We start from the raw sequence: 24,383 nt of genomic DNA, 5'->3' as shown, positions 1-24,383 counted from the left end.
TTGTCTTAGTGCTTCGCCGCGGGCTGACGGAGCGCGTCGAGGAGGGCCTGTTTGTCGGCGGGGACGGCGGGCGGGAAGGTCTGCTGGGTGCCGTTGATGGCGATGGTGGCCGAGCGCAGTGGTCGGAGCTGGCGGACGACGTTGCGGATGGTGAGCCCGGTGCGGTTCTGGATCTCGCGGGCGACTGCGAGGGCGGTGAACACGATGGTCAGGTGCGCTTCGATGGACTGGCGTTGGTGGTGGAACATCGGGCGGGCGCGTAGGTCGGTTTTGCTCATCCGGAAGGACTGCTCGACGTGCCAGAGGTCGTGGTAGTCGCCGATGATCTCCCCGGCCGCTGCGCCGCCGGCCGGGATGTTGGTCACGTAGCCCTTCAACCCGACCAACCGGTATGCCCGAGCCAAGGAGGCCTCGTCCAGGGCGCGGGAGCCGTTGGTGACCTTGACGAACCGCGGTGTGCGCGCGGGCTTCTCGCCGGCGATGACCTCGCGGGCCCGGTTCTCCTGCAGGGTCAACGTGCGCCGGTCCCGGACGGCCCGCTTCGTGGAGTAGGCCCAGACCGCCCGCCAGGATCCCGGATGCTGGTTGGGGTTCCAGACGGGCTCGGCCTTGACCTTCGGGCTGTTCTCGCTGCGCCCGGTGCGGCGGTCGCGTGGTGTGAGGGTGTCGATGATCTGCCCGTCGACGAAGGCGTCGCCGTGCCAGTGGAAGTGCGACTCCAGGTCAACCGGGGCCTTGGTGAGTCGGGAGCCGACGATGAACCGCAGGCCGGCCTCGTCGAGGTCGCGCAGGTTCGCGGCCGAGAGCATCCCTGCGTCGGCGACCACGACCATCCCGCCCGGCTCGACCGGCAGCTGGTGTCGGGCCCGGAAGGCCTCGATGATCGGCAGGATCGTCGCGGTCTCGGTCTTGTTGCCCTCGAAACAGCCGATCTCGAGGGGGAACCCTGCGCGATCGACCAGCAGCCCGACGACGACCTGCGGGTCGACCCGGCGTTCCTTGGAGAACCCGACCTTGCGCAGGTCGTCCTCCTTCTCCGCCTCGAAGTAGAGGGTGGTGACGTCGTAGAGACACAACGACACATCCCCACTGCCACGGGCGTGGGTGAAGCAGGCCCTCGCGATCTCGTCGCGGTAGCTGCGCCCGGTGCAGCGCAGCAGGGTGCGGCGCATCGTCTTTTCGCTCGCCGCGGTGACGCCCAGACCGGCCAGCACCCGACCGGTGTCCAGGATGGACGTGGGCTCGACGATCCGGGCGATCACCAGGTCGCGGAACGTGTCATCAGCGACCTCTGCGAACCCGAGGCCCGCGTAGACCTCGGCGAGGATGTCGAACAGCACCCGCGACCCGGTCGTGATCACCTGCGGCGCACCCACCCGCCGGGTTGTGGTGCTCGGGGCGCGCCGCGGCATCTGGCCGAACAGCCCCTCCTGCGTGGCACCGCCGGCCGCGGTGGGCGCGATCAGCTCGGCCCGCCGGGGTGACGGCGCGACGCCCAGATCCAGGGCCTGCTGTGCAGCGTCGTCGATCAGCCCACGGGCCTGCTCGACCAGCAGGCCCAGCTCGGCCTCGGTGTGCGCTGACCCGACATGGGCCACGATCCGTCGATGGCCCTGCACGGACTCGGCGATCTGGACCGCGGTCGCCCCGGAGGCCGTCCGTACCCGCCTCACCCACGCCACCTGACCGAGCGTAGAGCACCGAATTAGTGCCTCACACCGCTCCCGCGCAAACACATCACCGCAGCTCAGCGCAGTACAAGCTGCGAAACCAGGCTCGGGTGACCAAAGTCAGGCCGTCAGGAGAATCCGCGCAGCCGTCGAACACGCCATCGCGCACCTCAAAACATGGCGCATGCCTCAGCGAAGAAGGTGGCCGATACCGCTACCCCATCAGCAATACGCAAGCACAGTTGCGGCAATCGTAGGCCTCTACTTCTTTGCGGCTTATGAATAAGCCCCCAGAGCGATCCCAGAATCGGCGGCCAAGACAAACGTGCCCCAGTCGCGTTCCGCTGATCCTGATCATACACTAGAGCGGCAAGATCCTGAATTTCATCACGCCGGAAACCAGTGGTATAGTACATACTGCGACAGCCCGTTCATCTCGAATTGATTCAGCAAACCAATTTTTGCGATGGGCGGGCTGTCGCCCAACCCGACACGCCGGGCGAGATCGTTATTTAACGGGCCCCGAACAAGCCTCGCCGCGCCGATCTTTGCGCTTTTATCGCCAGGTTGGCCGTTCGCTCTCCTCTACCGAACCGTCGGTACGGAAGATCAGGAGGCTTATTCAGGGCCCGTGAAATAACGATCTAGCCCGGCGTGTCGGGTTGGGCGACAGCCCGTCCATCGCGAAGATTAATTTGCCGAATCAATCCAAGATGAACGGGTTGTCGCAGTATGTACTATACCACTGGCTTTCGGCGTGATGAGATTCAGGATCTTGCCGCTCTGGTGCATGAGCAGGATCAGCGGAACGCGACTGGCCTGCGACGGCCTTGGCCGCCGATTCTGGGATTGTTCTGGTCGGTGGTGATCACGTTGGCGTATCTGCGCGGGAATCGTGTGCAGTGGGAGTTGGCGGAAACCTACGGGGTGTCGCAGTCGACGGTCAGTCGAGCGATCGCGGGGGTGACACCGTTGCTGGCACAGGCACTGCGGAGTGTCGTTCCGACTGCGGAGGAGCTTCGTGCCGATCGGCAGTACATCATCGACGGAACCCTACTGCCCTGCTGGTCATGGACCGCCATACCAGGTCTGTGGTCGGGCAAGCATCGCACCACCGGCGTCGTCGTCCAGGTCGCAGCCACCCTGGAAGGGCAGCTGTCGTGGATCTCCGACCCGACCCCAGGCTCCCGACACGACCTACATTGCCTCGACCAATCCGGCGCCCTCGACCACCTCGCCACATACCCACCGATCGGCGATAAAGGCTACATCGGGCGCGGCATGCTCACCCCGTTCAAAAAACAACCCGGCCGGGAACTTCTCGACTGGCAGAAAACATTCAACAAGAGCCTCAACCGCACACGCGCCACCATCGAGCGAGTCATCGCCCATATCAAGTCGTGGAAAGTTCTCCACACAGACTACCGTCGACCCTACGCCACATTTAAAACGACGATCTCGGCAGTCATCGGACTCATCTTCTACGCACTTACCTGACGGAGCCTGAATAAGCCTCCAGGTACCTGTCGAAGTTCTTCGCGAACCACCGGTCATGGGTAACCGCGATCACAGTCCCCTGGAATTCGTTCAGAGCGACTTCGAGAGCTTCCGCCGATTCGAAGTCCAGGTTGTCCGTAGGTTCGTCGAGAAGGAGCATCGTGGCCCTACTCAGCTCGAGCAACAGGATCTGAAACCGGGCTTGCTGTCCACCCGAGAGTTGGTCGAAGTACTGCTCGGCCGCCCGCGCCAGCCCATAGCGGGCCAGGGCGCGAGAGGCATCCTCGCGGACGAGCCCGTCGCGCTGACCGTCACCTTCGTGGAGAACCTGCAGGAGTGTCTTGTGCGCGAGGTCTGGTCGCGCTTGGGTCTGGGAAAAATAACCGATTCGAACACGAGCGCCCAGCTGAACATCACCGGTGTACGTGATCAAGCGGCCCAGGGGGGTTCTCTGCTGCCCCGTATCAACGTTCCCCTCCGCAGCCAGTAAAGCGAGGAGGTGTGTCTTGCCTGCCCCGTTCGGGCCGAGGACCGCCACGCGATCGCCGTGGAACACCTCGGCGTCAAAGGGCTGGAACTTAGCCGGAACCGAGAGTTTCCGGCAACGCAGCACCCGCTTGCCCGCGCGCCCGCCCTGCAAGCGCATCGCAAGATGTTGTTGGCAGGGCACTTCGGTCGGCGGCCCTGCTGCCTCGAACCGGTCCAGCCGTGTCACAGCAGCATGATAGCGGGCGGACATGCCGTCGTTGTACTTGGCCTTCTCGCGCAATGTGTGGACCAGCGTGCGCAGGTGCACGCGTTCCTCGTCCCATCGCTTGCGGAGCTCACCGAGCCGTCTGTTCCGGTGATCGCGTGCTTCTGCGTAGCTATCCAGGAGGCTTATTCAGGGCCCGTGAAATAACGATCTAGCCCGGCGTGTCGGGTTGGGCGACAGCCCGTCCATCGCGAAGATTGGTTTGTCGAATCAATCCGAGATGAATGGGCTGTCGCAGTATGTACTATACCACTGGCTTTCGGCGTGATGAGATTCAGGATCTTGCCGCTCTGGTGCATGAGCAGGATCAGCGGAACGCGACTGGCCTGCGACGGCCTTGGCCGCCGATTCTGGGATTGTTCTGGTCGGTGGTGATCACGTTGGCGTATCTGCGCGGGAATCGTGTGCAGTGGGAGTTGGCGGAAACCTACGGGGTGTCGCAGTCGACGGTCAGTCGAGCGATCGCGGGGGTGACACCGTTGCTGGCACAGGCGCTGCGGAGTGTCGTTCCGACGGCGGAGGAGCTTCGTGCCGATCGGCAGTACATCATCGATGGAACCTTGCTGCCCTGCTGGTCATGGGCCGCGGTGCCGGGTCTGTGGTCGGGCAAGCATCGCACCACCGGTGTCGTCGTCCAGGTCGCAGCCACCCTGGAAGGGCAGCTGTCGTGGATCTCCGACCCGACCCCAGGCTCCCGACACGACCTACATTGCCTCGACCAATCCGGCGCCCTCGACCACCTCGCCACATACCCACCGATCGGCGATAAAGGCTACATCGGGCGCGGCATGCTCACCCCGTTCAAAAAACAACCCGGCCGGGAACTTCTCGACTGGCAGAAAACATTCAACAAGAGCCTCAACCACACACGCGCCACCATCGAACGAGTCATCGCCCATATCAAAACGTGGAAAGTTCTCCACACAGACTACCGCCGACCCTACGCCACATTTAAAACGACAATCTCGGCAGTCATCGGACTCATCTTCTACACACTTACCTGACGGAGCCTGAATAAGCCTCAGGACACACCCTAGTTGCTGCCGAGGTAAAGTTCGAGAACTGCGGTTACGAATTCCGACCGCGACGGAGCCCCCAGCTCTAGCCGCCGTGCCTCCAACACAGCGAACTCCATCTCAGTCCAGCGCGGATGCCGCTCCCGCAACGTTCCTGCAGACCGTCTCGGCCGGCGTGTGCGGGGCGGAAGACCAGATGCTGATGTCGACGGCGGCTGGAATCGCTGAGTCAAGTCGCCGTATACTTGCTCGTAGCCGTCGAGTATGAACTCCCCAAGCGTGCGCCCACCAAGCTGCGCGGCCACCTGCTCCAGCAGGTCATCGGGTAGATAAACCGAGTAGGAAGATTTCAGATCAGAGACAGTCGATGTCTCCTTACGCGCTGAATTCCCCAACCGAGAGGACGCAGCGGTGGACGGAGCCGTCGCAGCCGGAAGTGACTGCATGGCGTCATCCTCCGAACTCTGAGCTGGCACCGGAGTCGGCTCGATCGGCGCCTGAGCAGGGCGTCCCAGTCGACCTGCGAGACCACCCGCCCGCGGTGAGGCCTTCCGGAAGGCAGACAGATCCCGCTCCGTCATGCCGGGATCTCCAAGCGAGTAGCGATACGGTCCATTACTTCTTCTGCCAACGCGGCGTAGTCACCAGCTAGCCCGGCAGAGCTCGTCGCGACCCGAGGTGCTGGTCGGTCGCTACGGTGCAAGCCTCGGCCCCGGTCACGGAGAGCTTTAAAGTACGCGCGCCGCTGCTCCGGCAACTGTTCTTCCAGCTCGTGCATCACCAGCCCGGAGCCTCGTGCGTCGACCGCAGCGGACTCGACGTGACGGATGGTCGTCCGGAAAACCAGGTCGTCGGCGCCGAGATCCCGCTCAACCTGTGCCCTAGTGTCTTCCTGAATCCGCTTGGCCGACGATCCGATTCCGAAGAGGACGACGCCTAGAAGCTCGAGGTCCGGGTTTGTCGACGCAGTGACCGATCCGAACATCTTAGCGACTGCTGCAAGCCCATCGAGTGAGGACCTGTCGCTCTTCGTCGGGATAAGTAGGAACTGCGAGGTGGTCATGATCAGCCGCTGGATTACCCGCTCTCCCGGCGGGCAGTCAATGAGGATCAGATCGTAGGTCCCCGCCACCGGGGCCAGTGCTTCCTGCAGTACTGCCGAGACGTCCTCACCCTGCATCTGTCGACCGACGAGCGTACCGACGAGCTGAGCGAGCTGGTCACCTCCGCAGACCAAATCCAGGCTGTCGCGGACGTTGAGAACGGGCCGAAGAGGTGCGCCGGTGATCAGCGCGGCGACCATCGAGGCCCCTTGATCGTCGGACGGGGCTCCCTTGATGCCGAGGTCATCCGACACGTTGCCTTGTGCGTCCATGTCGACAAGCAGCACGCGGTAGCCAGCCGCGGCGACCAGCGCGGCCAGGTTCGTAGCGACGGAAGTCTTGCCGACGCCGCCCTTCCCGTTGATGACAGCCGTCGTGCGGGGAAGCATCGCGCTCAGTCTCCTTTGCAGTCCACGCAGCCCGGGGAGTGTGGGTCGGTGATGGGTTGGGATTGGTCGAGCAGAGGACGAACCCCTAGTAGACCAGACGCGGCCACGCTGCGTCCCCACCGCCACGCCGTGGCTGACTGTATGCAGATGTTGTGCCTGACGAGGGCCGAGCAGTGGCTGCGATGTGGCCGCCTTTCTGCAAAACCTCTGCTTAGTAGCGGCCATAGTACAGCAAAATTGCAGCTGCAGTTAGTCAAGCGACGTGCTTGTATTCAGCCGCAACAAGGGTGGCGCGCAGCATAATGGCAACCTAAGCACAGCGTGTGTGTTGCCGCCAGGTGGCAAAAGACATGCTACAGGACAGCAAGCTAGTTGCGACACTATAGCAGCTATACGGCACAGATGTAGCTTCTGTGCGGCCGACAGAATGCTGCTGTAAAGCAGAACGATAGCTTAATGGCAGCGCGCGTGCAGCGCACAGTATGCAAGTGGATTGCTGCAAATAGGCGGGCTAGTAGCGATCCGAGTGCGTGCTGGCTGCAGACAGGGTGATTGCGGTTAGCGGGCAGTCAGCTACTGTAGTGCGACATGGTTGCGACATGGAAGCCGTGCGTCAGCAACCATGTCGCACTAACGGTGCGTAGCTACTGCGTCCATGTTGCTGGATGCCCGGTCGCGTCCGCGGACGTGGTGGATGGGGATCGGCACCACCGCGTGAGTCTTCGTGATCAATCTAGGCGCTGAGCGCGCCGGTCGTCACCTCCATCGTCGTCTCGGTGGTCGGGTTGGTCGCAGCCCAGGCCTTGGTGAGCAGATCAAGGCTGATGTAGCGGCGCCCTTCGGGCCATTCGTCGGTCTGTTCGGCCAGCACGGCCCCGACCAGACGGACCACGGCGGTGCGGTCGGGGAAGATCCCGACCACGTCGGTGCGGCGCCGGATCTCCTTGTTCAGCCGTTCTTGGGGGTTGTTCAACCAGATCTGGCGCCAGAGCTCTCGCGGGAACACCGCGAAGGCGAGCAGATCCTCGCGAGCTTGGTTGAGGTGCTCGGCGGCGACGGGAAACTTCTCCGCGAGCCCGTCGACGACTCGGTCGAACTGGGCGTGTGTCAAGCCCCGGGTTTCGTAGAGGCTTGGTTCTCACGCTCCAGCGGGTTGCTGGGCGTGGTGGAGAGCTTCGTGCTCGACGGGTGGGATCAGGCCGAGTTCGCCGTGTAGCCGGCGGTGGTTGTACCAGTCGATGTATTCCGCGACGGCCAGTGAGCCTTTCCCAACCTGTTTGTGCTGGTCAGGGGTGTGAGGTGCGTGGCTTGTCGTGAGATGGGTGGGGCTCCTGGTAGACGGATAGCTGTCGCGCCACCGCCTACCGAGGAGCCCCGCGTGTTGTCCTACCCATCCGGGATGTCGATGTCCACTCGCACGGTTCGTGTCCTGGCCGGGCTGCTGCGCGGACATCGTCGCCGGATCGGGACCCGGTGGCGGCTCCTGACCCCGGCCCGCCAGGCCCTGCTCGTGCTCGCGCACCTACGTAAGGGCGAGACCTACACCGACCTGGCCAGCGGATTCAGAGTCGGGAAGTCCACGGTGTCCCGGTATGTCGCCGAGGCGATCGGGCTGCTCGCTGCGCTCGCGCCGACCCTGGAGCAGGCCATCACGGTCGCGGCCGGGAAGGCGTTCGTGATCCTGGACGGGACGCTGCTGCGTATCGACCGGGTCGGCATGGGCTCGGGCTATGACCGGGCGTTCTATAGCGGGAAGCACAAGTGTCACGGGCTGAATGTGCAGGTCATCGCCGACCCCGCGGGTCGGCTGGTGTGGATCTCCCCGCCGCTACCGGGGGCACGGCACGACATGGGCGCTGCCCGGATCCACGGGATCATCGACGCGGTCAACACCACCGGGGTGCGGGCGGTCGCTGACACCGCCTACCAGGGCGGCGGTCCCGCGATCACCGTCCCGCACCGACGCCGACGCCGCGATCTCGACACCGGCCGGTACCGGCCCCTGTCAGCGAATCAGAAGGCCGTCAACGCCGCTCACGCCCGACGGCGGGCACCGGGTGAGCGGGTCAACGCCGAGCTGAAGAACTGGAAGATCCTCCGCAAGATCCGCTCCAGCCCCTCCCAGGCTGCTCAGCTCGTCGCAGCGATCCAGACCCTCATGATCACCACCGCCTGACCAGCACAAACAGGTTGGGAAAGGCTCACTGCCATCAGCTGCGGTCTTGTTCCCCGTGCCGTGGATCGTGAGCCAGTCCCGCAACGTGCCCCGCGCGATGCCCAGGTCGTCGGCGATACCACGGACGGTGGCACCCGGGGTGGACTCATACAGATCAACAGCCTGCCGACGGAACTCGTCGGTGAAACTCTTCCTGGCCATGATCGCTGGATCATCTCGCTTCCCCAGCAGTGCTGGAATCAGCGTGTCCAAGATCTGGGGTCAAGCCCCCTTCCCGCAGCCGCGGTGACCGGTCCACCGCGAACATCTTCGGCCGGGACCGCCCGACCCGCGCCGCTTCCTCAGCCGGCCCCGCCCGGTAGCCGGCCCGGCCGCCGTGACGGGCGACCTCACGAGAGATCACCGACCGATCCCGCCCCACCAGGGCCCCGGCAAAGTCGCTAGATGATCTTGTAGGTGGTCAGTGGTCGATGGGGGTCGCGGGCGTGGTGGCGGAGTGCTGCGGCGATGTTGCTGACGCCGTGCAGGCGTAGCGCGGTGATCGCGAGGTTCCGCAACGCCGACATGACCTGCGGGGCGTGACCGGTGTGGGCGGTGGCGCGGTCTTCGTCGAAGCAGACATCACGGACCCAGTGCAGGCGATTCTCGATCGACCAGTGCCCACGGATCCAGCGGGCGAGCAGTCCTGGATCGGCGTCGGTGCTGGTCAGGCTGGTGATCGCGTAGGCGGTCTCGGTTCTCCACTTCCCGCCAGGCCGCAGTGGGCGACGCCGGCGCACCAGCTTGATCGCCTGGGATGCGTGGGGGAAGAACTCTGCGCCCAGGTCGGGACAGGGGTGCAGGCTGACCACGCTGATCGTGCGGGTCTCGACGCGGCCGTGCCCACGCCCGCGTTGACGATCAGCGACGCCGATCTGGGTCCAGGGCAGCGCCCGTACCCGTGCCAGCAGCGTGGGCTGGTTCGCTTTGATCGTCATCAGGTAGTGCCCGCCGCGGCGGTGTAGGTAGTCGGCGTGGGCTCGCTGGGTGTGCAGAGCGTCCGCGGTGACCAGTACATCGTCGAGGTCGAGGGGGTCGAGCAGCGCGGTGAACGCGGTGATCTCGCTGCCCTTCTCTGCGACCTGAACCTGGCCGAGCACGCCACCGCTGGTCTGGTCGAGCACCGACACCAGATGCGGGAGCCAGACCCTGCCGTCGGCGGCACGGACGCGGGCGCCGCGCAGGGTCTTGCCGTCCAAGGCCAGCACGCGACGCTGTTCCCGCCGGGGTGTGCCCTCCGCCGCCGGCTGGGCGCTGAGCTGGGGCAACACCCAGGACCGCAACGCCGCCTCCAGCGCCGAGGCGTCGACCCGTTGCAGGACCCGGCGGATGGTCGACTCGTGCGGAGCGACCGCGCCCACCCCGAGCACGTCCAGCACGGCGCGGCCGACGTCATGGGCGTACTCGGCGATCGCGGTGAACGACCGGGCCCCCGCCAACACCGCGCACGCCCCCAGTAGCAACACCGCGAGGACACCGTGGCGGACACCGCGTGGTTTCCGCGGGTCCGGCACTCGCGACAGGGCCTCCACCAGCGACAACCCCGCCGCCTCACCGACCGGCGCGGCTCTCCCCGCGTCAGGACCGACCTCCAGGCCTTCCAGAGCAGCAACGATCGGAGACACTGACACTGCGGACACAGGCTTCCTGACGTGAGCAAGGATTCGACACCCTCATGATCACGCCAAGCCTGTGTCCGCACCCACCCCCACCCCCCACATCACCGCAGCTCAGGACCCACCCATCACGACTTTGCCGGGGCCCTGTCCTTGACGGCACTACACTCAGTGCGTCAGTCAAGCTTGACAGGAAACTCTAGTCGAGGAGACCTCGATGGCACGCAACACTGAGGTTCACGGGCCGTGGCGGATCGAGGGCGGGCACCCCGGCGGACCGGAGCACGTGGGGTCGGTGATGTCGATCGACGCCGACGGCGTGGTCGACCCGACTGGGGAGACCGTTCCGGCGGTGGCCCGGCGGGCGGTGTGCTCGTGCGGCTGGTCGGGGCCCCCGCACGACGCGCCTCGGGCCGAGGGGGCGCTCATCGTGCGCCGCTACCGCAAACAGTCCCGCGAGGAGCTGGCGTCGCAGTGGCGCACACACGTGGCCGAGTGGGTCCCTGCGCCCCTGGACAGCCCCGACGGGGGTGAAGAAGGCACCGGCCAGGGCCGCCCGCCGCGGCAGAAGCGCCCCTCGGGCGCGGCCGGTGAGCAGATGGCGCCGCCACCGGTGCCTGATCCGTTGGCGGAGCTCGGTGCTGTGGTGCTGCGCGCGCACGCTGCCGCGCACGAGGCCCGGGCGGCGAACACGGCTCTGGCCGCCGCCGCCCGGGCCGCCCGTCAGAGCGGGGCGTCGTGGGCGACGATCGGTGCCGTGACCGGCGTGAGTCGTCAGGCCGCGCACGAACGCTGGCGATCAGTGACATGACCTCCGCGCGCCCCACCGAGTGACCCGGGGGGGCGAGCCCGGTTGGTCTCACCGGTCGCGGGCACACCTATGGGTGCCCCGGGGCCTGCGAGGGCGTGGCGGCGGGGACCATCGGGTTGCCGTTGGCGCTGGCGGCGGGGATGGCCTGGATGACGTCCCAGTGCTCGACGATCTTCCCGTCCTCGACGCGGAAGAAGTCCGCGACCGCAGACCGTTTCCCGTCCTTCTCCGTCGACTCGGCGTGGACCACCACGATGTCCCCCTCGGCGACCACACGGCCGATCCGGAAGCTCACTCCGCTGTCTTTGACATACGGGCCCATCGCAGCCACGAACGCCGCCCGCCCGTTGGGGACCTGCGGATTATGCTGGATGTAGTGCTCCGCCACATAGGTCTGCGACGCACCCGCAACATCACGGTGGACGAACGCCTGGGTGTAGAAGTCAGTCACCAACTTCGCCTTGTCCAGCGGCGGCACCGGAGTCGTCGTCGGCATCGGCGTCGCCGAGACGGCCGCAGAATGCTCTGCGTGGGGCTGCCCAGCGGAGCTACACCCTGACATAGCCAGCAGCACCACTGCGGATGCGGCCACCACCACCGACCATCCCCGCCGCTTCCCCAGACCCTGTGTCCCTGGCTGCCGTGTCAACGTTGATCTCATCACCCGGCATCCCTATCCCATCCCGCCCCAGCCAGCCCCGACCCGCCGACCACGATCACCCGGCCGAACCGGCAGCTGTCCCCGGAACGGGCGACGATGACGACTCTGCCTGGACCGCCACCGGGGCGGCCCGGCGTCGTTCCAGATCAGCGGCACGGGCCCAGTCGAACCACGGCCGCCACTCCTCGACCCGCAACCGACGTCCCGGGTCACCGCCCGGTGTGCGGTGCTCAGGCCGGTCGCAGACACCGCCGCGGGCGGTGTCGGGGGCGTCGAACGCGGTGAAGGCGTGTCCCACCCACCGGGTATGCCACTCCGCAGCAAGGAAACCCGAACCGTGCGGACCGTAGGCCTGCCGATACGCCGCATGCAGCCACGACAGGGTCTCGCGACCCCAAGTGTGGACGGGCCAGCAGAGCGGGATCTGGCGCACCGACGGCTCCAGGATCGGTGTCAGCACCGTCGCGACCCATGCCCCGAGCTCGTCCCACGCCGACGCCGCGGCATCGATATCGAGCGCCGGCCACGCCGTCGGCCGTAGCTCGTCCGGAGTCCCCGCAGCCGCCCCGCCGACGCCGTCGCTATCGCTGGTGACGGTGGTTTCGAGGCGGGCGAGCCGAGCGTCCAGCGCTGTGACCAGCGCAGCCAGCTGTTCCGGCGGCGGCAACGACGGGTCGAGCATCAGTGGTATCCCAGGCCGTGACTACGACGCTGCTCGGCGCGCTGTCCCAGGTGGTGCGCGTCGTGCTGGTCGAGATGATAGCGGCGGGACGCTTCCTCAGCCCGGGCACGTTCCCGCGCCCCGACCGCGTCCACCCTCTGCTGGGCCGTCTGCCCGGCCGAGGCACTGCTCCCAGTGTGGAGGCGGTCGGTGCCGGTCCGCATCGCGTACTCACGCTGCGGGCGGGGCCGCTCCTCGACCGGGACCACCGGCGCCCTGTCCTGGGAGCGGCCGCGGCGGTGCAGCTCGTCCGCAGCGAGGCGAGCGTCCTCGGCGAGATCACGAACCCCGCCATACCAGCTGGTACGGCGCTCATGCGCTGCCGACCACGTCTCGACCTGCCCGGCGGCGATGTCGACCAGCACGTGCGCGGTCGCCGCGCTGACCACGGCCAGCGCCCGAGTGGTCTGGTCACCTCGCGGGTTGTCCCGCGCCGCGTCGGCGAGGTGTGCGGTCACCCGGGCGTCATGCAGCCGTTCGTGCGCCTTCCAGAGCTGATCAGCCGCATAAACCGGTGCCCCGGCGTGGACCCGCTCCCAGACCCGCACTTTCTCCACCAGCACCGCATCCGACAGACGCCGATGCTCGACCAGAGCAGCATCGGCGCCGAGGGCTTCGACCGCGCGGGTCCACCACGCGCGGGCGTAGACGTCAGCGGCGGCCGGGGCCGGACCGAGACTCAACGCGGTGGCGTCGATCCCTGCGTACTCCCGGTACCCGGCCGCGACACCAGCGCGGCGCACCCACTCCGCACGCTCACCAGCGTCGTCGGGGACCTGTCCGAGGTGCTCCACCGCCCACTCGGCCTGCCGCTCAGCGGCCTGCTCTCCGAGCTGGTGGATGCGGTCGACGATCAACGGGGCCAACACGTTCCGCTGCCGATCATGAACACCGTCACCCGCAACAGTCCACGTCTCGAACCGCCCGGCCGCACCCACCGGGTCCTCCGGCACCCGCGTACTGACCGCTCCGGCGATGCGCCAGCGCAGCACATCCGACACGTTCTCGGCGCTGTCGAGCTCCCGAGAGGCCGCGACCTGGCCCAGCAACCGGGCCGGATCGTGACCGCTCAGCTCCGCGTCGGCGAGGACGGTCAGCAGCGACCCGCGACCGCCCTCGGCCGCGACCCGCGACGCGTTGACCGGCCCCAACGCCCTGACCAGGAGTTCATCGGCCCGTTCGCGGTGCTGGATGCGGGCCAGGTCGAACCAGTCCCCGGCCAAGGTCACCAACGCCCGGGCCTGCTCACGGCCTTCGGCTTGGGCGGCGAGCGCGGAGACCTGCGCTCCCCTGTACTCGACCACCGCCGAGAACCTGGACCGGGCGGTCTCGGCCAGGGCCTGCGGAGAGTGCTCGTCCGCCGACCGGGCCGCGACCAGCCACACATGATTCTCGACCCGGCCCCGGGTGATCGCCGGATACACCGACTCCCGACCCATGCCCTCACCGATGACCGAATGACTCGTGTCCACGGTCGACGACTGCGCAGCATGCACCGTCCCCGCATAGGCCAATCGTAGATGCCGGGCGGCGTACTCGGCCGGGAAGTACGCGACCACTCCGTGCTGATCTTCCCCCAACAGAAAGTGATCATTGTTTTCATCACCGACAGCGCCGATGATCGTGTAGATCTCCCGGTTGGTGACCGCACCGGTCTTCCTCCCACGGGACCCAGCCGGGAGATCCACCCGCAACGACCGGTCGTTGAGCCGGGCCTGCACCCGATCCCCCACCGACACCGGCTGACCTGCAGGTTCGACACCGTGCACCCGCCCGACCGGCTCTGCCTGGACCCGGCCGAGGCCGATCAACTCCTCCCGTAAGCGTTCCGAGAGCTGCGCGGCCTGCTCATTCCCACTGACGATCAGCAGCGACTGCTGCCCGGCGACGGTGTCAGCCAGCCACGCCCGCGACGCACCCGCCTCCATCTCCTCCACCGACCCAGCGTGCAACCGGCCCCGAGCCAGATACTCCGCCACCGCAGCCGTATCCCCGGCACGGACCTGCAACGACGCCGCCTTCTCCCACTCCTGCTCGAACCGATGCACAACCTGTAACTCGGTCACCGACGACGCCGTGTCCACGAGGTGGGAGAACAGGCCACCCGCGCCGATCGCCCCGAGCTGCTCCGGGTCCCCGGTCAGTACGACCTTCGCCCCCGCCCCGGCGGCGAGCTCGGTGATCAGGTGCAGATCGTGGGTGGAGGTCATCCCGGCCTCATCGACGATCACCAGATCACTCGCCGAGAGCCGGTCCCTCACCTGCCCGTCCACGCCCGAGGTGAACCGGCCCGCGAACACCGCCGTGTTGACCGCCTCGATATGAGTATCGGCGAGGTTGTTCGCCGCGATCTGCGACGTCGTCAACCCGATCACCCGCCCCCCGACCTCCCGGGTCCAGACCTCGGCCAGCGCGGACATCGTCCGGGACTTCCCCGCCCCCGCGGGGCCGACGACAACGTCGCCCGCGACCCGGGAGGTCAGCACCGTCAGAGCGGCGTGGACCTGATCCGGGGACAGGCCGTGCCCGGCGAGTTCCGCCCGCACCTCTGCGGTCCGCTCCGCCGCCAGGCCGACATCCAGCGCCGAGGACACCCGCGCGACCACCGCCTCCTCACGACTCAGGTGTGCTGCGGAGGTGTAACGCTCACGGTGCGCACCGCGCAGCACATACCCCCCGTCCCCGACCACGGCCGACCCGTCAGCGTTCACCCGCGCGCCCCGCTCACGGCGCAACGCATCCGGGATCGGCGCAGGCTCGGTCATCGACACCTGCACCACATCCGCACGCCGCACCGCCTCCCGCGCCAGCGCCTCCAGCGCCGCACCACGCTCAGCCGCGCTCGCATCCTCTAGCCCGAGATCAGCCCACCGGTCCCTGACCCCGGCCTTGACTGCCCACACCAACGTCCCGAACGTCCACACCGCATACCGCGCCGACACCCGATCCACCGCACCCGCCAACAACACATCCCGGGTCAACCGCTCACCAGGCTCGGTCACACCGACGGCGGCGTCGGCGATCCCCGACAACGCCCCGGCCAACTCCGACACCCGCGACCGCGCCCACCGTTCCAACGCGACCGGCCCCGCATCCGCCGACTTCGGAGCCCGCGTGTCCAGCACCGCCGCCTGCGCGATCCTCCGCAACGCCGCCGACCCCGGCACCGACCCCGCCCGGGACCGGTACTGCCCCGTCAACGCCGCAATCCGGTCCACGACCTGCCCGCGCCGCGTCGAGGCCGCCGCCAACAACGACTCGTCGATCCCCGCGATCTCCCGCACCAGACCATCCGGCCGATCCCGCCACCCGACACCAGTCGCCTCGGTGACCAGCTGCTCCAGGGTCTGCTGATACACCGCGTCCACGGCCTGCTTAATACCCGCAAACGACGCCCCATCCAGAGCGCCGACCTTCCCCGAGCTGGTCGCGGTGCGGTTCAACAGAGCTGCGTGCGTGTGCAACTGCGGCTCATCCTCACGATTCGTCGAATGCCCCCACACCGACCACGCCGTCCCCGTCCCCTGCTCGAACGTCCCCATACCCGCAGCCGACCGCGGACCCGAATGACGCCCCGTCCGCGTCACCGCCACCCGCGCATCCGCAAACGACACCGCCGCCTCAACAGCCTTCGCATGCGCGCCACGGACCCGCTCCGCGTCCTCCACCGCACCCGCCGCAAGCAACGCCGCGTAATACACACTCACCGACTTCGGCGCACTGAACGTCCAGTCGTAATACGCCACGCTACGACGACCATCCGACTCCGCCGACCGCCGAATCTCCTCCACCCGCTCCGCCGACAGAACACCCTTCTCCCGCGCAAGCGCACGCTCAACACGCTCGGCCGCAGACAGATAATTCCGAGGACGCGACCCGATGAACACCGGTGTTTCGCCCCGGGTTTCATGGAGGCTGTGAAGCCTGAAGGATGATCGTTGGATGGTCGCTCCGAGGAAGTACCCCGATGAGCTGCGGGAACGTGCGGTTCGGTTGGTGGTGGACGCGAAGGCGGAGCCGGGCGGGCGCGGAGGAAATGTGTGTCGCCGGATCGGTGAGCAGTTAGGGATCAACCCTGAAACGTTGCGGGGCTGGGTGAAACAGGCCGAGATCGATGCCGGTACTCGGCCTGGTGTGACCACAGATCAAGCGGCCCGCGTGGTGGAGTTGGAACGCGAGGTCCGCGAGTTACGCCGCGCGAACGCTATTTTGAAGTCCGCGTCGGCTTTTTTCGCAGCGGAGCTCGACCGCCCCAGCCGGTAGTCCTCGACTACATCGATAGATACAAGACTGATTTCGGGGTCGAGCCGATCTGCGCGGTGTTGACTGATGCCGGTGTGAAGATCGCCCCGAGTACCTACTACGCGTCGAAAACTCGGCCGCCCTCGGCGCGGTCTCTGACTGAGAGCGTGTTTGGAAATTCTAGTGGGTTGAGGGTGTCGTGTGTTTCTGCTGGCGGGTGGCGGGGTATCCACGGGCGATGCGGCGGGTGATGGTGTTGATCGCGGCCCAGCGGATCATGGCTTCGGATGTGGTGGGGTGGCGTTCGTAGTCTCGGGCCAGGCGTCGGTGTGCGGTGAGCCAGGCCAGGGTCCGTTCGACCACCCACCTTCGTGGGAGGACGGTGAATCCGCGCTGCTCGGGTGGCTTGCGGATGATCTCGATCGTTGTCTGCAGGATCGTGGCGGCCCAGTCGAGCAGTCGCCCGGCGAAGCCGGCGTCGGCGTAGACGAACCGCACCCTGGTGCGCAGGTAGAGGTTGAGCAGGATCGGCTTGGCGCCGTCGCGGTCCTGTACCGAGGCCGAGCACACCATCGTGGTCAGCAGCAGACCGAGGGTGTCGGTCACGATGAACCGTTTCCGTCCGCCTGTCTTCTTCCCGGCGTCGTAGCCGCGGGAGTCCTGGCCGACGGTGTCGGCGCCCTTGACCGACTGGGAATCGATGATCCCCGCACTCGGCTCCGGATCACGGCCCTCGGCGATACGTAACTGCCCCCGCACGACCGGGAGGATCTTCTCGGTGACCTTCTGCTGTTCCCACTGGTTGAAGTACCAGTAGACGGTCTGCCAGGGCGGGAAGTCCACCGGCAACGCCCGCCAGGCACACCCGGTCCGCACGACATACAAGATCGCGTCCAGCACGTCCCGACGAGCATGAGCAACAGGCCGCCCCCGCCGCGCGAGCGGCGGTAACAACGGCTCGATCACCACCCACTGGGCATCACTGGTGTCCGAGGGGTACCGGCGCGGTCGTTCCTGCATGCCGACCACGATGGAGCACCCCAGCCGTGTCGACCATCCCGACACACCCACCATTTCCAAACACGCTCTGATAGCGAGAACCTGAAGGAGATCGAGCGGGTGTGGCGGGACAACTTCAGCGTGTACGGCAGCCAGAAAGTGTGGGCGCAACTCCGACGAGAAGGCGGCGTCGCGGGCCGGCACGTCGCCCGGTGCACGGTGGAACGCCTCATGCGCCGTGCAGGACTACGTGGGGTGTCCCGCCTGCGGGTGCCGCGCACGACCACCCGGGGCGCGGGGCCGGACCTACGCTCGGACCTGGTCGAACGGGACTTCACCGCTGCAGCACCGAATCGTATGTGGGTCGCGGACATCACGTATGTGAAGACCAACTCGGGGTGGGTGTACGCAGCGTTCGTCATGGACGTGTTCTCCCGCCGGATCGTGGGCTGGCAGCTCTCCCGCCACCTCTACACCGACCTCGCCCTGGACGCGTTGAACATGGGAATCTGGACCCGTCAACGTGACGGCGCCGATCTGGCCGAGTTGATACATCATTCCGACCGCGGAGCCCAATATGTTGCCGTTCGGTACGGTGAGCGACTCGCCGAAGTCCACGGCACGGGGAACAAGACCGCAGCTGATGGCAGTAGCTGCCCCAGCCCGGTACAGCCCATGCGTACCACGCCGGGGTCGGGCCTGGGTGGGGAGGAACCACCGGGGCAGAAGATCGCCCGTCTCGAGGCCCGGGTCCGTGAACTCGAGATCAGCGAGAAGAAGCTGACCGCCGAGCGGGAGATCCTGCAGCGGGCGGCCAAGTATTTCGCGGGGGAGACGCGCTGGTGACCCGCTTCCAGTTCGTCGCTGACCACCGGCACACCTTCGAGGTGAAGCGGTTGTGCGAGCTCGTGCACGTCTCGAGGTCGTCGTTCTACGCCTGGTTGGCTGCGGCCCCGGTCCGGGCGCGGCGGGCCGCTGGTGATGCGGTGTTGGTGGCGCGGATCCAGACGATCCATGACGGCGACAACACCATCGGTGCGCCGCGGGCCACCACAGAGCTCAACGACGGTGTCGCCGCCGCCGATCGGGTCAACCACAAACGCGTCGCGCGGGTCATGCGCGCGGCCGGGATCGCCGGCTACCGCCGCCGACGCCGCGTGCACACCACGATCGTCGAGCAGCCCCGGCAGACGGTGCCCGACCTGCTCAGGCGGGATTTCACCGCCCCAGCACCGAACCAGGTCTACGTCGGTGACATCACCTACCTGCCCCTCGCAGGCGGGACGAACCTGTATCTGGCCACGGTGATCGACTGCTGCTCCCGCAAACTCGCCGGCTGGGCCCTGGCTGATCACATGCGCACCGACCTGGTCAACGACGCGCTCCACGCCGCGGAACGGGCTCGTGGGTCGCTGCGCGGGGCGGTCTTCCACAGCGACCACGGAGCGGTCTACACCTCGAGTGCCTACGCCGAGCTCTGCGACCGGCTCGGGGTGACCCGTTCCATGGGCGCGGTCGGGTCGTCGGCGGACAACGCCTTGGCCGAGTCGTTCAACGCCACCGTCAAACGCGAGGTCCTCCAGGACAGCACCTGCTGGCCCGACGCGGCCACCTGCCGACGGCAGGTCTTCAGATGGCTGACCCGCTACAACACCCGCCGACGGCACTCCTACTGCCAGCACCTGTCCCCGAACACCTACGAACAGGCCCTCCGGGCTACCGTCACAGCCACAGCCGCGTAATCAACCACCGTGTCCAAGATCCGGGGTCAAGGCCCGTCGACGCGGTCGCCTCGGTCGGCTCCGTGGGTGATTCCTACGACAACGCGATGGCCGAGGCGTTCAACTCGCTGTTCAAAGCCGAACTTGTCCGCAACCGGGGCCCCTGGCAAGGGATCAACGATCTGGAACTGGCCGTCGCGGAATACATCGACTGGTACAACCACCGCCGGCTACACGGCGAACTCGGCCTGATCCCACCCGTCGAGCACGAAGCTCTCCACCACGCCCAGCAACCCGCTGGAGCGTGAGAACCAAGCCTCTACGAAACCCGGGGCTTGACACCGGCGCCTTCACCGACGACTCCGGCCGACGCAACTGCCCAAACACCGCCCGAACATCATCCGCCGCAGCAACCTCACCCGAGACGAACGACAACCCCAGACCGGCCATCCCCGTGCCAAACCAGTACCCCGACGGCTCCCCCGCAGCCACCGCCTTCTCGTAGTAACCGGGCGCGTCCACACCCTCCCCAGCCGACCGAACAGACTGATGCGCAGCGCAACCCGACCCGCGCACGAGGTACTCCACCGCACCCGCACCGACCGCCGTCACCCGCAACACGAGTCGCAGCCTACCCGACCCGGGCCAAAGATCATCAGATGATGCATGGGTGTGGTGGGATTCGGTCCGGCGGACGACTGGGCGCGCAACGACCAGGAGACCGAACGGGCCGAACAATCCCAGCACGGCGGCAAGACCGAGCCGCAGGCGAGGACGAGCCGAACAGCCACACCGACCGGCACCGCACAGCAGCCGCACCGACGAGTCGGGGGCAAGCCGACCCGGACCACAGCCGCCCCCAGCCGGCGGCGAGGACCGGAAGCGGCGCGGCAGCACCGAGCTGACCCCCGCCCCTCCCCTTACTCGGGGCGCCGGTAAGGGAGTTGTCACCAGCCGCAAACGAGTCGATCATTGCTGGTCAGCGGGTTTATTTTCGGTGAGGTTGCGGTAGAGGGTGGCGCGGCTGACGCCGAACGCGGCTGCGATCTGGTCGGCGGTCTGGCCGGTGTCGAGCGGCCTGGGCCGCGGCGAGCTGGTTGGGGTCGAGTTTGCGGGGTCGGCCGGGCAGTTTGCCCGTGGCTGCGGTGGCCTCGCGGGCGTGGGCGGCGCGTTCGCGCATGAACACTCGTTCCATGTGTGCGAACAGCGCCAGTAGCGCGACGGCGAGTTCGGCCATCGGCGAGTCGTCGGTGGTGTCGATCGGGATCGGGTCCTTCAGGGTCTTGATCCCGATGCCCTGCTCGCGCAGCTCGTGCACGACGTTGAGGCATTCGCGCAGATTGCGGCCGAGTCGGTCGAGGTTGGTCGCGATGATCGTGTCGCCGGAGCGGGCGTAGCGGCGCAGCTCGGTGAAGCCGGGCCGGTCGATGGTGGCGCCGGTCTTCTTGTCGGTGTAGATCCGCTCGTCGGGTATGCCGTGGTGGCCCAGGGCGTCGAGCTGTCGTTCGAGGTCCTGGTGTGTGGTCGAGACGCGGGCGTAGCCCAGTTCCATCACGTCACCGTCCTGGCCTGGTCCCGGTCGGCATCCAGGGCGGCGGCGATCCGCGGGTCGGTAATGGCGGACTCGCCGGTCATGATCGTCTCGTTTCCTCCCGCAACTGTCTCATAAGTTTACCATGTGGCCGTGTTTCGAGGCGGTGTTTCGACGTTAGATTGTGAGACAGCGTGACCTGGGGTGATGTCGATGTCCGAACTCGCCTGCACGCTGTCGCGGAACCTTGGTTTCGAGACCGGCCAGTCAGCCGCTGGAGGCGGCGGCGGCCAGGCGAAGACGGGCGTCCATGTTCAGCCGCACCTCGCCGTAGGGCAGCACGTGCGCCCAGAACAGCGGCGTCAGCCCGCGCCGATCCTCAGCGGTGAGCGCGTCGTCCCACTCGGAGCCAGCGAGCAGGTCCTGGATCATCAGGGTGTTCACGTACACCAGGGCGGCCTGCAAGATCCGCAGGCACAGCACGCTCATCTCCTGCTCGTCGCGCCGGTTGGTGGCCAGGTCCCCGCCCTTGCCGTAGAAGATGACCGCGTTGGCCCGATTCCACGACTCGACCACGTTCAGGCCCTCGTGGATCTCTCGCTGGAGTGCCCGGCTGTGCAGGTAACGGGCCAAGAAGATGGTCTTTTGCGCCCGGCCCAGCTCGATCATCGCCTGGTAGGTCGGGTGCGCTGCGTTGGCCTTCATGAATCGCCGCAGGATCGCCTCGGTCGAGGCGGTGCCCACGCGGATCGCGGTGGCGTACTTGAGCATCTGGTCGTACTGCTCAGCGATGCGGTCCCACCGGACCGGGCGGGTCATCGCCGGTGCCAGACCCGGCCAGGCGTCTGGCTCGCCAGCAGCCGGGCGGTACAGCTTGACCTTGTTGATCCGCTTGATCCTCGGCAGCAGGTCGAACCCGAGCAGCTTCGTGATGCCGAACCCGATCTCGGACTGACCATGCGTGTCCACGTAATTGGCCTCGACCTGCATGTCGGTGCCATGCCGGATCGCGCCGTCGACCATCGCGTGCACCTCGGAGGCCGAGCAGTTCAGCCGCTGCGAGTGGATCACCACGGAGCCGCGCTCGACGTGCCAGTAGATCAGCACCCCTCGGCCGCCGTAGCGGGAGTGCCACTCGGTGAAGATGTTCTGGTCGAACGCGCCGAAGTGAGTCGAGTCGCTGGCCACGGCGGTGGATCCGTCGCCCCACAGTGTCTGCTGGCGGGCGGCGAAGGTGGCGTTGGCGATCTCGATCGCGATCTGCCGCGCGGCCTCGGTGCTCAGGTAGCGGCGCCGGGCGTAGCGAATCTCGTCCTCGGAATGCCCGTGCTCGCCGCCGGCGACCGCACGGATGCCGGTGTTGGTGCCGTACCCGTAGATAGCCAGCAGCAACCGCTCGGCCAGCACGTGCTCGGGCAAGGTGCCGCGGTCGGCGACCGAGGTCACCGCCGACAGGCAGCCGGTGCGCAGCACCGCCTCCTTGAGCATGTCGATCAGCGGCACCGTGCCCCACCGGGCCTGCACAGCCTGCTTGAGCCGGCGCAGGTTGCGCGGCTCCGGCGAGGCCTCCAGCGGGGCCAGCTTGACCGCGCCAGCCGCGCGGTCGCTAATCGACAACCAATCGCAGCCCGGCAGGGCGGTGTGCAGGGCCTCCAGCTCGGCGCGCATCTCGGCTTGCAGGTCGGCGATGAACTGGCTGGGGTCCAGCGGCTTGCGCAGCGCCTGGTAGTGCTCGACGCGATGGTCCTCGAAATCGGTCGGAAGGTCTTCGGCCGGGTTGCGCCAGGTGTCCGCGCCGACGACCCAGATTTCCTTGCACCGCAACTGCTCGCGTAGCGCCTGGAAGGTGCACACCTCGTAGACCATGCGCACGACCCGTTGCCGGCGGCGCTTGTCGTCCTTGTAAACCAGCGCCTCCCAGTCCTCGCTCAGGCCGCGATGGACCGGGATGTGCTCGCCGGCCGGGTAGTAGTGCAGGTTCCCGGCGCTGGCGTAGCGGGTGATCAGCTCCAGCGCGTCGAGCACCGGCCGGTGGGTGGTGTTGTTGCTGCGGAACTCCAGCACGTCCAGCAGCTTGATCAGCCCAGTCCGGTAGTGGTTGGTGTAGGAGCCCTTCAGCGTGGCCTTCACGGTGCGCTGGTAGGTCGGCCCGGAGGACTTGAACTCCGCGATCAGGTCGGCCAGCACGGCCTGCGGCGCGACCGGGAACACGGTGTCGCGCACGAGCTGGTCGCCGGCGTTCACGGTCGCCTCGGCGACCCGGAACAGCAAGTTCTCCTTGCCGGTGACCCGCTTGAACTCCTTGATCAGCTCCTTGGTCACCCGGACCTCGGCGCGGGCGTTGATCCGGTGCACGGTGGAGATCAGCAGCTCGACCAGCGTGTCGGTGATCTCCCGTTCCCGGCAGTGCAACAACGCCGCCAGCAGGGCCAGCGTCACCTCAGGCGCGTGTCCGCGCAGGTGGCTGGGCGCCTCGACCGCCGCCCGCGCCCGCCAGGCGGCGACCACCTTCGGGGCGATGTCGGCGAACACGCCGGCTGACAGGCCGACCGCCCGTACCGCTTCCAGCTTGGCGATCTCGGTCAACATCGTGTTCAGGCTGACGTTGCCCGGATCGGACCGGATCGAGGCCAGCACCGCCGGCCCGTCACCGTCCCCGCCGGGTTGGCCGTCGTCATCGGCACCGGCCGCGACCAAGGCGAACAGCCGAACGCGCACCGCCTCGGATAAGCGGATCGCCACCCGTGCGAACAGCAGCTCCTCGCCGCGGTGCAGCGCCGAGCGCACGATCCGGTCGACGCGGCCGCCGGTGGGCGGCTCGATACGTTCCTCCCGGCACCGGTCCAGCAGCTGGTCACGGACACGTTCAGCGCCGCGCTCGGTCTGGGTGACGGTGGTGACCAGCCACTCGGTGAGCTTGTCGGCGTCGGCGACGCTGCACTCCCGGAACCCCAGTGTCCGGCGAATCTGGCTGCGATGGAACTCGATCGTGCGGCCGGACCAGTCGTAGAACGCCAGCTCGGTCACCGGCACACCGACCTGCCGGGCCACGTAGTCCACAGCGGCGTCGGGGATCTCGCTCCGGCTGCGGGGAAACCGGCCGTGCTCGGTGTAAAAGCGCAGCAACACCGCGAACCCGAGCCGCGTCGCGCCACGCTTGCCGGCCACCATCGCCAGCTCGGCCTCGACCAGCGTCCACCGATCGATCAGTTCGTCCTGACCCAGCTCACGCGCCACGCACGGACGCTACTCCCACCCCCCGGACACCGCCGCGACCAGAGATTCAGGGTCAAGCCCCCAGCGCTCGTTTGCGGCTGATGACACGATCCTTACCGGCACCCCTTCTTCCCGGAGGGCATCGGGGGGCGCCCGCCGGTCACTGACCGGAAGCAGATCAGCACACACCGCTCCTGTCAAGAGAATCTCGACAGGGTCGC

At 67.2% G+C, this 24,383-nt stretch carries 16 protein-coding genes, 5 pseudogenes and 1 other annotated feature; of the genes and pseudogenes, 7 read left to right on the top strand and 14 right to left on the bottom strand.

The genetic code is table 11. The annotated features are described in order from the left end of the window. Positions 1–5: 5 nt before the first annotated feature. A complete protein-coding gene (locus KPL57_RS08385) occupies positions 6–1,682 on the bottom strand; it encodes an IS1634 family transposase (RefSeq protein ID WP_226350710.1) in 1,677 nt (558 codons plus the stop codon). 720 nt (positions 1,683–2,402) lie between these two features. Between KPL57_RS08385 and KPL57_RS08380 the strand changes: the two genes are divergently transcribed. Beyond that, positions 2,403–3,167, top strand: a complete 765-nt coding sequence (locus KPL57_RS08380; RefSeq protein ID WP_226351144.1) for a transposase family protein — start codon at positions 2,403–2,405, stop codon at positions 3,165–3,167. Here KPL57_RS08380 and KPL57_RS08375 read toward each other — a convergent pair. Beyond that, complete coding sequence (locus KPL57_RS08375) at positions 3,160–3,963, bottom strand: ATP-binding cassette domain-containing protein (RefSeq protein ID WP_226351143.1); 804 nt, start codon at positions 3,961–3,963, stop codon at positions 3,160–3,162. The genes KPL57_RS08380 and KPL57_RS08375 overlap by 8 nt on opposite strands. A 197-nt stretch (positions 3,964–4,160) precedes the next feature. Between KPL57_RS08375 and KPL57_RS08370 the strand changes: the two genes are divergently transcribed. Further along, positions 4,161–4,925, top strand: coding sequence for a transposase family protein (locus KPL57_RS08370; protein ID WP_226351142.1), 765 nt, complete (start codon positions 4,161–4,163; stop codon positions 4,923–4,925). Positions 4,926–5,514: 589 nt separating this feature from the next. On the opposite strand, the gene KPL57_RS08365 is transcribed toward KPL57_RS08370, so the two are convergent. The 3 genes and pseudogenes from KPL57_RS08365 to KPL57_RS71895 form a co-directional block, all read right to left on the bottom strand. Continuing rightward, the gene (locus KPL57_RS08365) at positions 5,515–6,429 is read right to left on the bottom strand and encodes a ParA family protein (RefSeq protein ID WP_226351141.1); all 915 of its coding nucleotides are present in this window, start codon (positions 6,427–6,429) and stop codon (positions 5,515–5,517) included. Between the two features lie 733 nt (positions 6,430–7,162). Further along, positions 7,163–7,531 (bottom strand): annotated as a pseudogene (locus tag KPL57_RS08360) (transposase); the annotation flags it as partial. 36 nt (positions 7,532–7,567) lie between these two features. Further along, positions 7,568–7,882 carry an IS3 family transposase gene (locus KPL57_RS71895; RefSeq protein ID WP_226351140.1) on the bottom strand — a complete coding sequence of 105 codons (315 nt, stop codon included), beginning with the start codon at positions 7,880–7,882 and terminating at the stop codon, positions 7,568–7,570. Here KPL57_RS71895 and KPL57_RS08350 point away from each other — a divergent pair. Beyond that, the gene (locus KPL57_RS08350; protein WP_226351139.1) at positions 7,808–8,605 is read left to right on the top strand and encodes a transposase family protein; all 798 of its coding nucleotides are present in this window, start codon (positions 7,808–7,810) and stop codon (positions 8,603–8,605) included. The genes KPL57_RS71895 and KPL57_RS08350 overlap by 75 nt on opposite strands. Before the next feature lie 27 nt (positions 8,606–8,632). Here KPL57_RS08350 and KPL57_RS08345 read toward each other — a convergent pair. Together KPL57_RS08345 and KPL57_RS08340 are read right to left on the bottom strand one after the other, a co-directional pair. Continuing rightward, a pseudogene (locus KPL57_RS08345) lies at positions 8,633–8,806 on the bottom strand (transposase); the annotation flags it as partial. A gap of 239 nt (positions 8,807–9,045) precedes the next feature. Continuing rightward, a complete protein-coding gene (locus KPL57_RS08340; RefSeq protein WP_226351138.1) occupies positions 9,046–10,269 on the bottom strand; it encodes an ISAs1 family transposase in 1,224 nt (407 codons plus the stop codon). 208 nt (positions 10,270–10,477) lie between these two features. Here KPL57_RS08340 and KPL57_RS08335 point away from each other — a divergent pair, with 208 nt between their 5' ends. After that, the gene (locus tag KPL57_RS08335; RefSeq protein WP_226351137.1) at positions 10,478–11,071 is read left to right on the top strand and encodes a hypothetical protein; all 594 of its coding nucleotides are present in this window, start codon (positions 10,478–10,480) and stop codon (positions 11,069–11,071) included. Between the two features lie 67 nt (positions 11,072–11,138). Here KPL57_RS08335 and KPL57_RS08330 read toward each other — a convergent pair whose 3' ends face one another. From KPL57_RS08330 to mobF, 3 genes are all read right to left on the bottom strand, one after another. Further along, positions 11,139–11,549, bottom strand: a complete 411-nt coding sequence (locus KPL57_RS08330; RefSeq protein ID WP_226351136.1) for a nuclear transport factor 2 family protein — start codon at positions 11,547–11,549, stop codon at positions 11,139–11,141. Positions 11,550–11,787: 238 nt separating this feature from the next. Then, positions 11,788–12,414, bottom strand: a complete 627-nt coding sequence (locus tag KPL57_RS08325; RefSeq protein ID WP_226351135.1) for a hypothetical protein — start codon at positions 12,412–12,414, stop codon at positions 11,788–11,790. Then, positions 12,414–16,340: a MobF family relaxase gene (gene mobF / locus KPL57_RS08320; protein WP_374203683.1), complete on the bottom strand. Its 3,927-nt coding sequence runs from the start codon at positions 16,338–16,340 to the stop codon at positions 12,414–12,416. Before mobF ends, KPL57_RS08325 begins: the two co-directional genes overlap by 1 nt. 55 nt (positions 16,341–16,395) lie before the next feature. Here mobF and KPL57_RS08305 point away from each other — a divergent pair, with 55 nt between their 5' ends. Beyond that, entirely contained in the window at positions 16,396–16,716 is a 321-nt protein-coding gene (locus KPL57_RS08305; RefSeq protein WP_226351134.1) for a transposase, read from the top strand. Next, positions 16,677–16,805, top strand: a sequence feature (AL1L pseudoknot). It overlaps the preceding gene by 40 nt. Before the next feature lie 54 nt (positions 16,806–16,859). Here the strand turns inward: KPL57_RS08305 and KPL57_RS08300 are convergent. Then, positions 16,860–17,769 (bottom strand): annotated as a pseudogene (locus KPL57_RS08300) (IS5 family transposase); the annotation flags it as partial. On the opposite strand from KPL57_RS08300, the pseudogene KPL57_RS71890 reads away from it, so the two are divergent. Both KPL57_RS71890 and KPL57_RS69485 read left to right on the top strand, forming a co-directional pair. Further along, positions 17,668–19,436 (top strand): annotated as a pseudogene (locus KPL57_RS71890) (IS3 family transposase). The pseudogenes KPL57_RS08300 and KPL57_RS71890 sit on opposite strands and share 102 nt — an antisense overlap. Before the next feature lie 62 nt (positions 19,437–19,498). Beyond that, complete coding sequence (locus KPL57_RS69485) at positions 19,499–19,723, top strand: integrase core domain-containing protein (protein ID WP_308252827.1); 225 nt, start codon at positions 19,499–19,501, stop codon at positions 19,721–19,723. Positions 19,724–20,384: 661 nt separating this feature from the next. Here the strand turns inward: KPL57_RS69485 and KPL57_RS71885 are convergent. The 3 genes and pseudogenes from KPL57_RS71885 to KPL57_RS08275 form a co-directional block, all read right to left on the bottom strand. Next, positions 20,385–20,462, bottom strand: a complete 78-nt coding sequence (locus KPL57_RS71885) for a hypothetical protein (RefSeq protein ID WP_226351185.1) — start codon at positions 20,460–20,462, stop codon at positions 20,385–20,387. A gap of 142 nt (positions 20,463–20,604) precedes the next feature. Further along, positions 20,605–20,967: pseudogene (locus KPL57_RS71880) on the bottom strand (recombinase family protein); the annotation flags it as partial. A 246-nt stretch (positions 20,968–21,213) separates the two neighbouring features. Continuing rightward, entirely contained in the window at positions 21,214–24,183 is a 2,970-nt protein-coding gene (locus KPL57_RS08275) for a Tn3 family transposase (RefSeq protein ID WP_226351132.1), read from the bottom strand. Positions 24,184–24,383 lie beyond the last annotated feature (200 nt).

This window comes from Pseudonocardia sp. ICBG601 (assembly GCF_020496245.1).
The sequence above is the reverse complement of the archived record's forward strand: the minus strand, read 5'-3'. Positions and strand labels throughout refer to the sequence as shown.

Bases quoted from the DNA above. Each gene is read 5' to 3' on its own strand.
- KPL57_RS08380 (WP_226351144.1), top strand. From the start codon at position 2,403: ATGTACTATACCACTGGCTTTCGGCGTGATGAGATTCAGGATCTTGCC.
- KPL57_RS08370 (WP_226351142.1), top strand. From the start codon at position 4,161: ATGTACTATACCACTGGCTTTCGGCGTGATGAGATTCAGGATCTTGCC.
- KPL57_RS08365 (WP_226351141.1), bottom strand. From the start codon at position 6,429: ATGCTTCCCCGCACGACGGCTGTCATCAACGGGAAGGGCGGCGTCGGC.
- KPL57_RS71895 (WP_226351140.1), bottom strand. From the start codon at position 7,882: ATGTCCGCGCAGCAGCCCGGCCAGGACACGAACCGTGCGAGTGGACAT.
- KPL57_RS08335 (WP_226351137.1), top strand. From the start codon at position 10,478: ATGGCACGCAACACTGAGGTTCACGGGCCGTGGCGGATCGAGGGCGGG.
- KPL57_RS08325 (WP_226351135.1), bottom strand. From the start codon at position 12,414: ATGCTCGACCCGTCGTTGCCGCCGCCGGAACAGCTGGCTGCGCTGGTC.
- KPL57_RS08305 (WP_226351134.1), top strand. From the start codon at position 16,396: ATGGTCGCTCCGAGGAAGTACCCCGATGAGCTGCGGGAACGTGCGGTT.